Raw genomic sequence first — 15,007 nt, 5'->3', positions numbered from 1 at the left:
TAGGCTAAAAATGAAATAAATATTTGGGCAAGTATACAAATTTAAAATTTTTATTGAATTGACCAAGAAATATGTCAGAATATTAATAAAAAGATAAACTGAAACAAAACGTTTTAAAACAAAAAAAGCTCCATTTAAGGAGCTTTTTATTATTAATTTAAAAATCTTATTTCTCAATCTCTTTCAAAGAATCCATTTTCTTATGCGCTAAGAATCCTTTAATATCTTCAAAATGTTCTTTTACTCGTTTGTGTCCAAATTCAAATACTTTTTCAGCTAAACCGTCTAAGAAATCACGATCGTGCGATACTAAGATTAAAGTTCCGTCAAAATCGCGTAAAGCATCTTTGATGATGTCTTTGGTTTTCATATCTAAGTGATTCGTTGGCTCATCCAGAATCAAAACATTTACGGGTTCTAATAATAATTTAATCATAGCCAAACGCGTTTTTTCTCCTCCAGAAAGTACTTTTACTTTCTTTTGAATATCGTCTCCTTTGAACATGAACGCGCCTAATAAATCTTTGATTTTTGTACGAACATCACCAACAGCAATTTGGTCAATCGTTTCAAAAATGGTCATTTCTCCATCTAACAATGAGGCTTGGTTTTGTGCAAAATACCCAATTTGAGCATTGTGCCCTACTTCTAACTTACCTTCAAAATCAATTTCTCCCATAATCGCTTTAATCATGGTTGATTTTCCTTCTCCATTTTTCCCAACTAAAGCTACTTTTTGACCACGCTCGATAACCATATTGGCATCTTTGAACACCACATGATCACCATACGTTTTTGATAAACCTTCTACAACAACTGGATATTGCCCAGAACGTGGCGAAGGTGGAAATTTTAATTTCAATGCCGAAGTGTCTATTTCGTCTACTTCGATTGGAACAATTTTTTCCAACATTTTTACACGCGATTGAACCGATTCTGTTTTGGAAAAAGTTCCTCTAAAACGATCAATAAATGCTTGATTTTCTGCGATGAATTTTTGTTGCTCGTCGTAAGCTTTTTGTTGGTGAATTCTTCTATCTTTTCGCAATTCTAAATATTCAGAATATACCGCTTTGTAATCATAAATTCGTCCCATTGTAACTTCAATAGTACGATTGGTAATATTATCAACAAAGGTTTTATCGTGGGAAATTACCATAACCGCTTTTGCCTGATTGATCAAGAAATCCTCTAACCATTGAATACTTTCGATATCCATGTGATTCGTAGGCTCATCTAACAAAATTAAATCGGGTTTTTTCAAAAGGATTTTTGCTAATTCAATTCGCATTCTCCAACCTCCAGAAAATTCGGAAGTTTGTCTCGTAAAATCTTCACGTTCAAAGCCTAACCCTTTTAATACTTTTTCAACTTCGGCTTCATAATTTACTTCTTCGATCGAATAGAATTTTTCAGATAATTCCGAAACGCGTTCAATCAATTTCATGTACTCATCACTTTCATAATCGGTACGAATCGTTAATTGCTCATTGATTTCGTCGATTTCTTTCTTCATGTTCAATACATCAGCAAACGCTTTTGATGTTTCTTCCATCACGGTACAATCATCAGAAGTCAATAAATGCTGAGGCAAATAAGCAATTACAGCATCGCTTGGCGCCGAAATTACACCACGAGTTGGTTTATTTTCTCCGGCAACAATTTTTAAAAGCGTAGATTTTCCTGCTCCATTTTTACCCATTAAGGCAATTTTATCATTTTCATTGATGGCAAAAGTTACTTCGCTAAAAAGAGTGGTTCCGCCAAATTCTACGGCGATGTCGTTTACTGTAATCATTTTTTAAAGTAAAAAGTTATAAGTAAAAAGCTAAAAGGCATTTTACTGAAATTTTTGAAGATGCAAAGATAACTTTAAAATTCAGATTTTGGAATGCTGTAAACACATTTCATAAAATATAGTTAAGTTTTAGTCATACCAATAGAAATCCACTATTTTTACGTTTTAAAATTCACTAAAATGAAAATCAAAACTTTACTTTTATTTTCAGCATTAACAGGTGCTGTTTCCATGCATTCACAAGATAAAAACAAAACTATTATGAATCCGTTTTTTGAAACGTATACTACACCTTATCAAGTTCCTCCATTTGATTTAATTAAAAATGAACATTTTAAACCTGCCATTCTAGAGGGAATCAAAAAACAAGAAACTGAAATCAATTCGATTGTTTCGAACAAAGAAAAACCTACGTTTGACAACACTGTTTTGGCTATGGAAAACTCGGGAAAATTATTAGCAAGAGTTAGTACTGTGTTCTATAATTTAAATAGTGCGAATACCAACGAAGAAATTCAGGCGATTGCAAAAGAATTAGCTCCAAAATTATCAGCACACAATGATAATATATATTTGAATGATGCTTTATTCAAAAGAGTAAAAGTCGTTTGGGACAACCAAAAGAATTTCAAATTGAACAAAGAACAAGCTAAAATCTTAGAAAATTTGTATAAAAACTTCGTACGAAGTGGTGCCAACCTTTCAGAAGAAAACAAAAAACGATTGAGAGAAATCAACTCTGAAATGGCTGTTGCTACTTTAAAATACGGACAAAATATACTAGCTGAAACGAATTCGTACGAATTAGTAATTTCTGATAAAAACGATTTATCAGGTTTACCAAACGAACTTATTGAAACCGCAGCTGCTGATGCAAAAGCAAAAGGAAAAGCTGGAAAATGGGTATTTACTTTATCAAATTCAAGTGTGATGCCATTTTTACAATACAGTTCAAATAGAAAATTACGCCAGGAAATTTGGAATGCTTACCAATTGAGAGCTAACAATGGAAACGACAAAGACAACAAATCATTAGCAATCAAAATTGCAAATTTAAGAGGCGAAAAAGCACGTCTTTTAGGATATGCTACTCATGCTGATTATGTTTTAGAAAAATCGATGGCTAAAAATCCAGAAACAGCTAACAAATTATTGATTGATTTATGGATTCCAGCTTTAAATATGGCAAATAAAGAAGCTGCTGATATTCAAAAAATGATGCAAAAAGAAGGTATTAATGAACCTGTTCAACCTTATGACTGGAGATATTATACCGAAAAAATCAGAAAAGAACGTTTTGATTTAGACGAACAAGAAATGAAACCTTATTTCAGTTTGGAAAAAACAAGAGAAGGTGTTTTTACCGTTTGTAAAAATTTATATGGATTACAATTCAAACAGTTAAACAATGTTCCAAAATACCACGAAGATGTTACCGTTTGGGAAGTAACAGAAGCTAACGGAAGTCACGTTGGAATTTTATACATGGATTTTCACCCAAGAACTTCAAAAAGAGGTGGCGCTTGGATGACTTCATACCGAACTCAAAAAATGGAAAACGGAAAACGTGTAGCTCCTGTAGTTTCTATTGTATGTAATTTCACAAAACCAACAGAAAATGCTCCAGCTTTATTAACTTTCGATGAAGTAAGTACATTCTTTCACGAGTTTGGACACGCTTTACACGGATTATTATCAAACGTAACCTATGAAAGTTTAGCAGGAACAAGTGTTCCAAGAGATTTTGTAGAATTACCATCGCAAATTATGGAAAACTGGGCTGCCGAACCAGAAGTAATGAAAATGTATGCCAAACATTATAAAACTGGTGAAATAATTCCAGATGCATTAATTGAAAAAATGCAAAAAGCAGGCACTTTCGACCAAGGATTTGTAACTACCGAATATTTAGCGGCTTCTATTTTAGATATGGCTTATCATACTCAAAAAGTAGATATAACATCAGATGCTGAAACGTTTGAAAAAGAAGCTATGAACAAAATTAATTTACCAAGTACAATTATTCCAAGATATAGAAGTACGTATTTCAATCACATTTTTGCTGGAGGTTATTCGGCTGGATATTATAGTTATATTTGGTCAGGCGTATTAGATACCGATGCTTTTGAAGTATTTAAAATTAATGGATTGTTCAATTCAGATTATGCAAAATCGTTTAGAAAAAACGTTTTGGAAAAAGGTGGAACAGAAGATCCAATGGAATTATACAAAAGCTTCAGAGGTGCCGAACCAAGTGTTGAGCCACTTCTTAGAAAAAGAGGTTTAGAACAAGTAAAATAATACTAAAAAGCTCCTGAAAATTCAGGAGCTTTGTTTTTTAAATATATTGAGGAAGTTTACAAACTCATCCTAAATTCTTCTAAAACCGGACTAATTTTACCATAATAACGTTCGTCTACAAATAATTCAACTGCTAAATCAGAAGAACCAAATCCAGCCATACGAGCCGATTGTAAGTTATCTTTTTTTACTACTTCAACTCCAACAGCTTCTATTTTTTGTTTTAATGCTTCAGCAAGAATTTCACTTCCCGAAAATACTTTCATTATTCCCATATCTTTTGCTTTACCTAATCTTCTGATTCGAAGAAAAGTGGTTCTATCATTATTCTATCCGCTAAAACTTCTACTCTTTCGGTAATTTGAGAACAGAAAAACAAACGTTGAGTTTTTTCAGCACTCATAGAAAGTCTTTGAATGATTGAGTCTTCGCGTTTACGCAACATTTCTTCTACATCATCAACCACAAACATTTTAATGGTATTCATATTAAATCCTGCAGAAGAAAACATTTCATTGATACGAATTGGCGTTCCAATTAAAACATCCATTCCTAATGAAATTTGGTTTTTATCATAATCCATATCGCCTTTTTCATGCACTCCAAAAACTCGTAAATTTGTGTAATGGTTTAGTTTTTTGAATTGCTCAACAGCTTCCAAAACTTTTTCTTTGTCCTGAACCAAAACCAGAGCACGTGTACTTTCACCCACTGGTTTTTCCATTCTTTGAATTACATTCAATAAAATTGTAGTGGTTTTTCCAGAACCGTTTGGCGATTGAATAACCGCATCAACACCACTTTTAATGGTTGAAAATGTTTCTTGTTGTAACTCATTCGCTTCAATAAAGTCGTTTTCAATTAACGCTTTCTGAAGGTTGGGATTTATTTTTTTTAATTGCATTTTTATTTAGTAATTAGTGAAGAGTGAATAGTAATTAGCAAACTATTCACTAATTACTAATCACTTTTCACTTGGTATTATTTACTCGCAAATAATTGTACGTCTTGTTCCGAAATTTCGCTCCCTCCTAAAATAATTAGACGTTCTACCACATTTCGTAACTCACGGATATTTCCGGTCCAATCGTATTCTTGTAATAGTTTTATGGCTGATTTGGAAAAACTTTTCACAGCATTTCCTTGTTCTGAAGCGATTTTAGCAGCAAAATGCTCTATTAACTCTGGAATATCATCTCTTCTATCATTTAAAGCCGGAACTTTGATTAAAATCACCGCTAAACGATGATACAAATCTTCCCTGAATCTTCCTTCTTCGATTTCCTTTTTTAAATCTTTATTGGTAGCTGCAACCACACGAACATTTACTTTAATGTCTTTGTCTGCTCCTACTCTTTGAATTAAATTTTCTTGTAACGCACGTAAAACTTTAGCCTGAGCTGATAAACTCATATCGCCAATCTCATCTAAGAAAATGGTTCCGCCATCAGCCGCTTCGAATTTTCCTGCTCTGTCTTTTACAGCTGAAGTAAAAGCACCTTTTACGTGACCAAATAATTCACTTTCAATCAATTCTGACGGAATAGCAGCACAGTTTACCTCTATAATAGGAGCAGATGAACGCTCGCTTCTTTCATGTAATTGATGCGCTACTAATTCTTTTCCAGTTCCGTTTGGACCTGTGATTAAAACTCGGGCATCAGTTGGAGCTACTTTATCTATCATATTTTTAATATGATTGATGGCTTCGCTATTGCCTATCATTTCGTAGTTTTTAGAGACTTTCTTTTTCAAGATTTTGTTCTCTACTACTAATTGTTTTTTATCTAATGCATTTCTAACCGTATTCAATAAACGATTCAAATCGGGCGGTTTTGAAATGTAATCAAAAGCTCCTAAACGCATGGTATTTATTGCTGTTTCCAAATCGCCATGACCAGAAATCATGACCATTGGAATTTCAGGTTTTATTTTTTTTACGGCTTCTAACACCTCAACACCGTCCATTTTTGGCATTTTGATATCGCAAAGAATTAAGTCATAATCTTCATTTTTGACTTTTTCAACTCCTTGTAAACCATCTTCTGCTTCTTCAACTTTGTACGAATCATTTTCTTCGGAAAGTATTTTAGTCAATACTCTTCGAATAGCTGCTTCGTCTTCTATGATAAGGATTTTACTCATTATTATGTGTTGGCTTTAATATTTCAACCATTTATATAATTCTTTCCAAGTTGGTTTTTTTCCGTACATTAAAATACCTACTCGGTAGATTTTTGCCGCAAACCAGACTACAAAGATAAACGTTCCGTACAATAAAACTACAGAAAGTGCTAATTGCCATAATGGCACTCCAAAAGGAATACGCATTAGCATCACAATTGGCGAGGTTAATGGAATTAAAGAGAAGACAACTGCGACTGTTCCGTGAGGATCATTCATAACTGTTAAAAACCCAACATAAACCGCTAACATTAAAGGCATAATGATAGGCATTAAAAACTGCTGCGAATCGGTTTCTGAATCTACTGCGGCTCCAATAGCGGCATAAAACGAACTATATAAAAAGTAACCTCCAATGAAGAAAACAACAAATGAAATTAAAATTGAAGCCACTGGGATTTCATTCATATACAAATGAATTTGATCCATGAAATTCGTTGCTACTTCTGCTTGTTCGGCTGTAATTTGCGATGTAGCCACCGCTTCTTGATTGCCTCCCATAAAGAAAGAAGCTCCAATCATGATAGCGCTACCAAGTACAATCCAAATTAAAAATTGTAAAATTCCTGCTAATGAAGTTCCAATGATTTTACCCATCATTAATTTGAAGGGTTTTACCGAAGAAATGATAATTTCGATAATACGATTGGTTTTTTCTTCGATAACACTTCGCATTACCATGTTTCCGTAGATAATAATGAACATCATAATTAAATATCCGAAAGCGAAACCAATAGCAATTTTAATTTCGTTTAAGAATTTTAATCCATCTTCACCTGAAAATTTTGCAAATTGAACTTCCGATTTGATTTTAGCTTTTTCAATTGTATCAGAATTGAATCCCAATTTTTCTAAATTTTCTTTATTTAACTTGGCATCAATAGTTCTTTGCAAAGCCATTAAGAAATCCATTTTTGGACTATCATCCGAAATATAAGTGGTTTTAGTGGCTAATTCTTCAATATTTTTCACTTCTGGAACATAAATTAATCCTTCAAATGCATTGCTTGAAGAATCTTTTGCCTTGTCGTAAGACAAACTCGAAAGATTCACATATTTAATATCTTCTGAATCTTTAAAATCGTTTACAAACACACTAGCTCTATCATGAACTCCAATTGTTTTTACTTCGCCTTTGTTTACACTTGATAAATAAGCGATAAAAAAAGTCATTCCCACAATCAATAACGGACCTAAAAAAGTCATTACGATAAATGATTTATTGCGCACTTTTGCAATAAACTCTCTTTTGATAATTAAAGATAATACGCTCATAATTATTGACTAACGGTTTGAATGAATATATCGTTTACACTTGGAATTTTCTCAACAAAATGTGTCACTTGACCAAATTGCGTTAGGATTGAAAGTAATTCGTTTGAATTGTACTGACCTAAATGCACTTCTAATTTTAAATCATCGTTTAGCGATTTGAAATTGGTTTGATTTAAAGTGAATTTATGTGTTAGTTGCAACATTAAACCTTCAATATTATTAGTAACAATTCCCACTTGGAACGTATTCGTACGATGTTGGCGTTTTACATCTTCCAACTTCCCTTCGATTAATTTATTCGATTTGTGAATTAACGCAATGTAATCGCACATTTCTTCTACAGATTCCATTCGGTGTGTAGAAAAAATTACTGAAGTTCCTTTTTTATTTAATTCAATAATTTCGTCCTTGATTAAATTTGCATTAACTGGGTCGAAACCAGAAAACGGCTCATCTAAAATCAATAATTTAGGATTATGCAATACAGTAACCACAAACTGAATTTTTTGTGCCATCCCTTTTGAAAGTTCCTGAATTTTCTTGTCCCACCAACCTTGAATTTCTAATTTCTCAAACCAATATTTTAATTGTTTTTTAGCCTCAGCTTCTGGCATTCCTTTCAGTTGAGCCAAATACAAACACTGCTCGCCTACTTTCATGGTTTTGTACAAACCGCGTTCTTCGGGCATATAACCAATATATTGTACATGTTCAGGCTTTAACTTTTCTCCATCTAAAAGCACCACACCGCTATCTGGCATGGTAATTTGGTTGATAATACGAATAAGCGATGTTTTTCCGGCACCATTTGGACCTAAAAGTCCGTAGATACTTCCTTTAGGAACTTGTAGCGAAACATTATTAAGTGCCGTATAATTGCCATATTGTTTAACTACATTTTGTACTTCGAGAATATTGCTCATAAATTGAGTGATTTTGTTTATTTATTAGTAGCAAAAAGTGGAATTTGTTACAAAAAAAACCCACCCTTTATTGCTAAAGGATGGGAAAAATTGCTATGAAAAAGAAAAACTCACTCTCCTAAGAAAGTGAGTTTCAAATGTATTAATATTTATTTAATTATGAAAACATATCTTTAACTTTTTCGAAAAAAGATTTATCTGACTTTTCTGGTTTCGGAATAAAGTTTTCATCTGTAAGCATTTTCTCAAAAAATTGCTTTTGTTCTTTGTTTAATGTTTTTGGCGTCCAAACGTTTACATGAACTAATAAATCTCCATTTCCATAAGCATTTATACTTGGAACACCTTTTCCTTTTAATCGTAAAATTTTACCCGATTGAATTCCTTCTTCCAACTTGATACGTACTTTTCCAGAAACGGTATCAATTTCTTTAGAGACACCTAGAGCAGCTTCGGCAAAACTGATATATAAATCATAGTGTAAATTTTCGCCTTCACGTTTTAAGAATTCGTGCTCAATTTCTTCAATGGCTACAATTAAATCACCTGGAATACTGTTAGTTCCTGGAGCTTCATTACCTTTTCCGGCAACTTTTAATTGCATTCCATCAACTACTCCCGCAGGAATTTTGATTGAAACGGTATCTTCATCTAACAACATTCCTTGTGCATCTGCACCAGCAGGTTTTTGGTCTAAAATTTGACCCGAACCACTACAAATATGACAAGTAGTTGCAGTTTGCATTCTACCTAAGATAGTGTTAGCAATTTTCATTATTTGTCCAGAACCGTTACATGTTGGACAAGTTCTATAAGTTACACCTTTAGCCTGAACTTTACGTTTTACTTTGACTTTCTTTTCAACTCCATTAGCAATTTCTTCCAAAGTTAATTTCACTTTGATACGAAGATTGCTTCCTTTTACTCTACGTTGACCTCCGCCACTGCCAAATCCAGAAAATCCGCCACCGCCAAAAGCGCCACCAAAAATATCACCAAACTGACTGAAAATATCATCCATGTTCATGTGCTGACCACCGCCAAATCCACCACCATCAAAAGCTTGGTGACCATATTGATCGTATTTCGCTTTTTTATTAGCATCGCTTAAAACTTCATAAGCTTCGGCAGCTTCTTTGAATTTTTCTTCCGCTTCTTTATTGCCTGGGTTTTTGTCAGGGTGAAATTCGATTGCTTTCTTACGATACGCTTTCTTAATTTCTTCTGGTGTAGCATTTTTTGAAATGCCTAATATTTCGTAAAAATCTTTTTTCATTACATCTTGTATTATAATATGTAGAAAAAGACAAGTAATGACTTGTCTCTACGGTAAAATTATTGTCCGATTACAACCTTTGGGAAACGAATAATTTTGTCTCCTAATTTGTAACCTTTTTCAATTACATCAACAATTTTGCCTTTTAATTTATCGTTTGGTGCTGGAATTTGAGTAATAGCTTCAGCAAAATCGGCATTAAAAGCGTCTCCTGCTCTAACTTCTACTTCTTCCAAACCTTTAGAAACTAAAGTACTTCTCAATTTATCATGAATCAATTGCACACCTGTTACTAATGCTTCATCATCAGACTTAGAAACTTGTGCCCAAGCTCTGTCAAAATCGTCTAAAACTGGCAACATGGCTTGTAAAACTTCTTGATTTGCTGTTTTAAACAAATCGATGCGTTCTTTGGCAGTTCTTCTTTTATAATTTTCAAATTCAGCAAAAAGACGTAGAAATTTATCTTTTTCGTTACTTAATTCTTCTTGCAATTGTTCTTCTACCGACAAATCTGGTGTTGGAATTCCTTGATTTTCTGAAACATTTTCTTCATTAATGTTCTCCTTTTCGATGTTTTCAGTACTTTCTTGATTCATATTTTTGAATATTTTTTTAAACATTTTTACTTTAGTAAATGGGATTGCAAATGTATTGCCAAATGTTTAAAAATGTCAAATTGTCAGCCAAATTTATTTGAATTAAAATTTTAGCAAGCTTTTAAGACAATTTAAAAATTCGATTTATTAAGTTTGTGAGAACTAAAAAAAAATTAAAACATGAAAAAAAGCATCTTAAGTTTATTTGTTTTGGCTACCATTTCTATGAATGTAGCTTGTAAAGGAGAAAAAGAAAATGGTGAAGCTGGCGAAGTAGCAACTGCAACTGCCGAAAGTACAACTTATGTGGTTGATACAAAAGCATCAGCAATTGAATGGATTGGTTCTAAACCAGCTGGAAAACACAACGGAACTATTAATTTAAAATCAGGTGAAGTTGCCGTTAAGAATGATAGTATTCAAAGCGGGAAATTTGTAATCGATATGAATTCGATTGTAGTTACCGATTTGAAAGCAGGTGATGGAAAAGAAGATTTAGAAGCACACTTAAAAGGAACCGGCGATAAAGAAGGAGAAGATCATTTCTTTAATGTAGGGAAATTTCCAGAAGGAATGTTTGAAATTACTTCTATCACTTCTGAAAATGGAAAAGCTACTGTAAATGGAAATTTAACTTTAAAAGGAGTTACAAAACCTGTAACATTTCCTGCAACTGTTGCGTATGAAGGAAACAATATGACTTTAACTTCTGATTCTTTCCAAATTAACAGAACTCAATGGAATGTTAACTACGCTTCAAAATCAATCTTTGATGATTTAAAAGATAAGTTTGTAAACGATGAAATTGAATTGGTTGTAAAATTAAAAGCAACAAAACAATAAAAACAAAAACCGCCAATTGGCGGTTTTTTTATTTCAATAAATCATACAAAGCTTTATCTAAAGAGGCAAACTTGAATTGGAAATTTTCATCTAAAAGCTTACGACAACTTACATGTTGACTCGAAAATAAGATTTGATGCATTTCGCCCAAAATAAGTTTCATTACAAATTTTGGAATATTAGGTAAAAACAAAGGTTTCCCTAGTGTTTTTGCAATTGCTTTTGTTAATTCAGAATTGGTAACCGGATAAGGCGCCACTCCATTATAAATACCAGGTAATCTATTTTCCATAACAAATTGGAAAATAGCTACTAAATCTTGAACATGAATCCAAGATTGGTATTGTTCTCCTGAACCAAACGCTGCTCCTACTCCATATTTAATCGGTTTTGCCATTTCTTGCAAAGCACCACCGTTTTTAGCAAGTACAATTCCGATTCTAATTTTAGAAACGATTATTTCTAATTTTTCAAACTGACTGACTTCGTTTTCCCATTGTTTCACAACATTACCAAGGAAAGAAACATCAATATCTAAATCGGTTTCATGGTAGATATCGGTTAAACTATCTGGATAAATTCCAACAGCTGAAGCCGAAATGATTTGTTTTACTTGATGGGAATTCTTTTGAAGTGTTTTATATAACAACTGTGTTGAAAGTACACGGCTTTCAATAATTTCTTCCTTATAAGCTGTGGTCCATTTTTTTGCCACATTAGCCCCAGCCAAATGAATGATAACTTCAACGTCTGTTAAGGCATTCGTATCAATTTCAGCGTTTTTAGGATTCCAATAAAAACCTTTGTAGTTAGTATTGGTAACTAATTTACTTTTTGATGTGGACAAATAATGAACATTGTGCCCGTTTTGTAGCAACAAATTCACCAATTCTTGTCCAACTAACCCCGTAGCCCCTGTTATTAATACTGTCATTTTCTTTTTCCTTTTTCTCAAATTTACTATCAATAAATAAGGAATGAAAGTAAATTAACTTATGTTTAGGATTAGTTTTAAGTTGAATGCAAGAAGTTGAAAGTTTGGGATTAAAACTTCTAAGCTCTTACTTTAATTGTCCATTCAAATTGCATTTCCGAAACTTGTTCTCCTTTTTCGTTTTTACCAATAGAAGTTAACCAAATCGTTTGTCCTTCATTAGTAGCTACTGCATTTTGAATGGTTTCTTTAATTGCTGTTCCTTGATTACAAGTAAAAGTAATTCTTCCCGTAGCTTTTTTTGTGAATACACTTTTATTTTGAGCCACTAACATTGAGATGTTTTTCTTGCTTTCTTTTATCTGATACATGACTAAAGCTCCCGTTGTAAACTCGGCTGCCATAGCTTGTACAGCAAAATACATGGAATTAAACGGATTCTGGTTAAACCAACGATGTTTTACGGTAACCTCACAAACTTCAGGTGAAATTGACTTAACGCGAACACCACTCCAAAAAGCAGAAGGCAGTTTAAAAAAGGTAAAAAGATTCAGTTTTGCAGGTGTAAACTCCATAATTCATTGATTTATTTTGTAAAAATACAAAAAATACTATGCATTCCTACTATTTTTTTAAATGTTAATTTTATGTTAAATATAAGTACTATGCGTAACAAGATACCTTCTTTTAGACTTATCTTTGTATAAGAAATTAATAGGTAATCTAATTTCAATCATCAAATCAATCATTGCGCAAGCAAAACAAATCAAAAAATGAACAGTCTAATTAAAAAAAACAAGGGGAATTATGAACATTGAAAACACTAAAGCACAAATGCGAAAAGGTGTTTTGGAATTCTGTATCTTATCGGTCTTAAAAGAAAAAGATGCATACACTTCTGAAATATTGGATACGCTAAAAAATGCTAAATTACTAGTTGTGGAAGGCACCGTTTACCCACTACTAACAAGGCTAAAAAACGATGGATTACTAAATTATCGTTGGGAAGAATCAACATCGGGACCACCAAGAAAATATTACGGTTTAACCGATGAAGGCAAAGAATTTTTACAAGAATTAAATGGCACCTGGAAAGAATTAGCAGATGCAGTAAACATAATAACAAGTCAAAACTAAAGGTCATGAACAAAACAATAAGTATAAATTTAGGAGGTTTTTTCTTTCACATTGACGAAGATGCCTATCAAAAATTATCGCGTTATTTTGATGCGGTGAAGCGTTCACTTTCGCCTGATGGAAGAGACGAAATCATGAAAGATATAGAAAGTCGTATTGCCGAACTTTTTCAAGAGCGTTTAAAAAACGATAAACAAGTAGTAAGTTTAAGCGAAATCGAAGAAGTAATTTCGATTATGGGACAACCAGAAGATTATAAAATTGATGACGAAAAAACATCATACCAATCTAGTTCTTCTTCATCAACTAATTTCTATTATCCGTCAAAAAGATTGTATAGAGATAAAGAAAACGGAATGATTGGTGGTGTAATGGCTGGATTAGGTCATTATTTAGGGGTTGATTCGTTGTGGTTAAGAATCTTAATGGTGATATTATTCTTTGGATTTGGAACTGGTTTATTTGTATATATCGTATTATGGATTTTAGTTCCAGAAGCGATTACAACTACTCAAAAACTAGAAATGAAAGGGCAACCCATAACCATCTCTAATATCGAAAAAAAAGTAAAGGAAGGTTTTGATGATATTACTTCGAAAATAAGTAGTATCGACCATGAAAAAATCACCAATACTGCCAAATCAGGAGCTTCAAGAATTGGATCATCAATAGAAGAAGTTATTACCACAATATTCAAAGTATTTGCAAAAATAATAGGTTCATTTATCTTATTTTTCTCAGCAATAGCATTGTTAGGCATTGTTATAACAAGCATTATTATGATATTTTCATCAACAATGCCAGAGAACTATATTTTAAATCACATTCAAACACCAATTGGATTAGAAACACCACTTTGGGCACAAGGAATACTATTTTTATTTGGATTTGGAATTCCGTTATTTTTCTTATTCATTTTAGGATTAAAATTAATGGTTAACAACCTAAGATCGATAGGTAATTATATAAAATATAGCTTATTAGCTGTTTGGATTGTTGCAGTAGGAATTATTATTTCATTGGGAATTAACGAAGCTTCTCAATTAGCTTTTGATGGAAAATCAGTTCAGAAAGAAGTGATTACGATTGCACCAACGGATACGTTGAAAATCAAATTCAAAAACAATGATTTTTATTCGAAAAGTATTTACAGAAATCACGATTTCAAGATAACGCAAGATGAAGGTGATAACGAAATTATTTATTCTAACAATGTGAGTATTGAAATCAAAGAAACTGATGCAGCTGCTCCTTATATGTTAATTGAGAAATTAGCTAATGGAAAATCAACTTCTCAAGCAAAAAAGAGAGCTGAAAAAATTAAATATGAATATAAAATTGAAGGCAACACCATCATTTTAGACAATTATTTATTGACAGCTGTTGAAAATAAATTCAGAGGTCAGGAAGTAGAAATTTATCTTTATTTACCAAAAGGAACTATCTTCCAAACTGATGAAAGTTTTAGTAACTTTGACAGAAGTGATTACGGGTTTTTCGATGAAAACGAATATGATACAAAAAATCCAGTTTATAGAGTAGATGCAGATAAAGTAAGATGTTTAAATTGTTTAGCGGAAGAAAATAGAGAAAACAATGGAATAGAAAATGAAGATTCTTCTGCAACCATCTATTATGACGAGAATGGAGTTTTGATTAAAAAAGAAGTTAAAGTAAATGAAACTGATTCTTCAAAAACCAAAGAAATCATTACAATAAAAACTAAATAAGAACTAC

The 15,007-nt window shown here is 32.5% G+C and carries 14 protein-coding genes; 4 read left to right on the top strand and 10 right to left on the bottom strand.

Annotated features, from left to right (window positions below; genetic code table 11):
* Nucleotides 1–166: 166 nt before the first annotated feature.
* Complete coding sequence (locus tag AAEO58_RS05110; RefSeq protein ID WP_341682461.1) at nucleotides 167–1,798, bottom strand: ABC-F family ATP-binding cassette domain-containing protein; 1,632 nt, start codon at nucleotides 1,796–1,798, stop codon at nucleotides 167–169.
* Nucleotides 1,799–1,978: 180 nt separating this feature from the next.
* Here AAEO58_RS05110 and AAEO58_RS05105 point away from each other — a divergent pair, with 180 nt between their 5' ends.
* Nucleotides 1,979–4,099 (top strand): M3 family metallopeptidase, encoded by a 2,121-nt coding sequence (locus AAEO58_RS05105; protein ID WP_341682459.1) that lies wholly within the window; start codon nucleotides 1,979–1,981, stop codon nucleotides 4,097–4,099.
* Between the two features lie 56 nt (nucleotides 4,100–4,155).
* Here AAEO58_RS05105 and AAEO58_RS05100 read toward each other — a convergent pair whose 3' ends face one another.
* From AAEO58_RS05100 to AAEO58_RS05070, 7 genes are all read right to left on the bottom strand, one after another.
* Complete coding sequence (locus tag AAEO58_RS05100; RefSeq protein WP_133607893.1) at nucleotides 4,156–4,374, bottom strand: putative signal transducing protein; 219 nt, start codon at nucleotides 4,372–4,374, stop codon at nucleotides 4,156–4,158.
* A gap of 14 nt (nucleotides 4,375–4,388) precedes the next feature.
* On the bottom strand, nucleotides 4,389–5,003 hold the full coding sequence (locus AAEO58_RS05095) for a DEAD/DEAH box helicase (RefSeq protein ID WP_341682457.1): 615 nt from the start codon (nucleotides 5,001–5,003) through the stop codon (nucleotides 4,389–4,391).
* Nucleotides 5,004–5,080: 77 nt separating this feature from the next.
* Nucleotides 5,081–6,244 (bottom strand): sigma-54-dependent transcriptional regulator, encoded by a 1,164-nt coding sequence (locus AAEO58_RS05090; protein ID WP_341682456.1) that lies wholly within the window; start codon nucleotides 6,242–6,244, stop codon nucleotides 5,081–5,083.
* 15 nt (nucleotides 6,245–6,259) lie between these two features.
* On the bottom strand, nucleotides 6,260–7,558 hold the full coding sequence (locus AAEO58_RS05085) for an ABC transporter permease (protein ID WP_341682454.1): 1,299 nt from the start codon (nucleotides 7,556–7,558) through the stop codon (nucleotides 6,260–6,262).
* Between the two features lie 2 nt (nucleotides 7,559–7,560).
* Nucleotides 7,561–8,481: an ABC transporter ATP-binding protein gene (locus AAEO58_RS05080; RefSeq protein ID WP_133607901.1), complete on the bottom strand. Its 921-nt coding sequence runs from the start codon at nucleotides 8,479–8,481 to the stop codon at nucleotides 7,561–7,563.
* A gap of 157 nt (nucleotides 8,482–8,638) precedes the next feature.
* Nucleotides 8,639–9,757 carry a molecular chaperone DnaJ gene (gene dnaJ, locus AAEO58_RS05075; RefSeq protein WP_341682452.1) on the bottom strand — a complete coding sequence of 373 codons (1,119 nt, stop codon included), beginning with the start codon at nucleotides 9,755–9,757 and terminating at the stop codon, nucleotides 8,639–8,641.
* Between the two features lie 59 nt (nucleotides 9,758–9,816).
* On the bottom strand, nucleotides 9,817–10,380 hold the full coding sequence (locus AAEO58_RS05070) for a nucleotide exchange factor GrpE (protein ID WP_153200891.1): 564 nt from the start codon (nucleotides 10,378–10,380) through the stop codon (nucleotides 9,817–9,819).
* Nucleotides 10,381–10,536: 156 nt separating this feature from the next.
* On the opposite strand from AAEO58_RS05070, the gene AAEO58_RS05065 reads away from it, so the two are divergent.
* The gene (locus AAEO58_RS05065) at nucleotides 10,537–11,199 is read left to right on the top strand and encodes a YceI family protein (RefSeq protein ID WP_341682449.1); all 663 of its coding nucleotides are present in this window, start codon (nucleotides 10,537–10,539) and stop codon (nucleotides 11,197–11,199) included.
* Between the two features lie 28 nt (nucleotides 11,200–11,227).
* On the opposite strand, the gene AAEO58_RS05060 is transcribed toward AAEO58_RS05065, so the two are convergent.
* Nucleotides 11,228–12,133 carry a TIGR01777 family oxidoreductase gene (locus AAEO58_RS05060; protein WP_341682447.1) on the bottom strand — a complete coding sequence of 302 codons (906 nt, stop codon included), beginning with the start codon at nucleotides 12,131–12,133 and terminating at the stop codon, nucleotides 11,228–11,230.
* A 119-nt stretch (nucleotides 12,134–12,252) separates the two neighbouring features.
* Nucleotides 12,253–12,708 (bottom strand): DUF4442 domain-containing protein, encoded by a 456-nt coding sequence (locus tag AAEO58_RS05055; protein ID WP_341682445.1) that lies wholly within the window; start codon nucleotides 12,706–12,708, stop codon nucleotides 12,253–12,255.
* Nucleotides 12,709–12,940: 232 nt separating this feature from the next.
* Between AAEO58_RS05055 and AAEO58_RS05050 the strand changes: the two genes are divergently transcribed.
* Nucleotides 12,941–13,270, top strand: coding sequence for a PadR family transcriptional regulator (locus tag AAEO58_RS05050; protein WP_133607913.1), 330 nt, complete (start codon nucleotides 12,941–12,943; stop codon nucleotides 13,268–13,270).
* A gap of 5 nt (nucleotides 13,271–13,275) precedes the next feature.
* Nucleotides 13,276–15,000, top strand: a complete 1,725-nt coding sequence (locus AAEO58_RS05045; RefSeq protein ID WP_341682443.1) for a PspC domain-containing protein — start codon at nucleotides 13,276–13,278, stop codon at nucleotides 14,998–15,000.
* The last annotated feature ends 7 nt before the right edge of the window (nucleotides 15,001–15,007 follow it).

This window comes from Flavobacterium helocola (assembly GCF_038289885.1).
GTDB classification, from domain to species: Bacteria; Bacteroidota; Bacteroidia; order Flavobacteriales; family Flavobacteriaceae; genus Flavobacterium; species Flavobacterium cheniae.
This window is presented reverse-complemented; position numbering and strand designations above follow the sequence as displayed.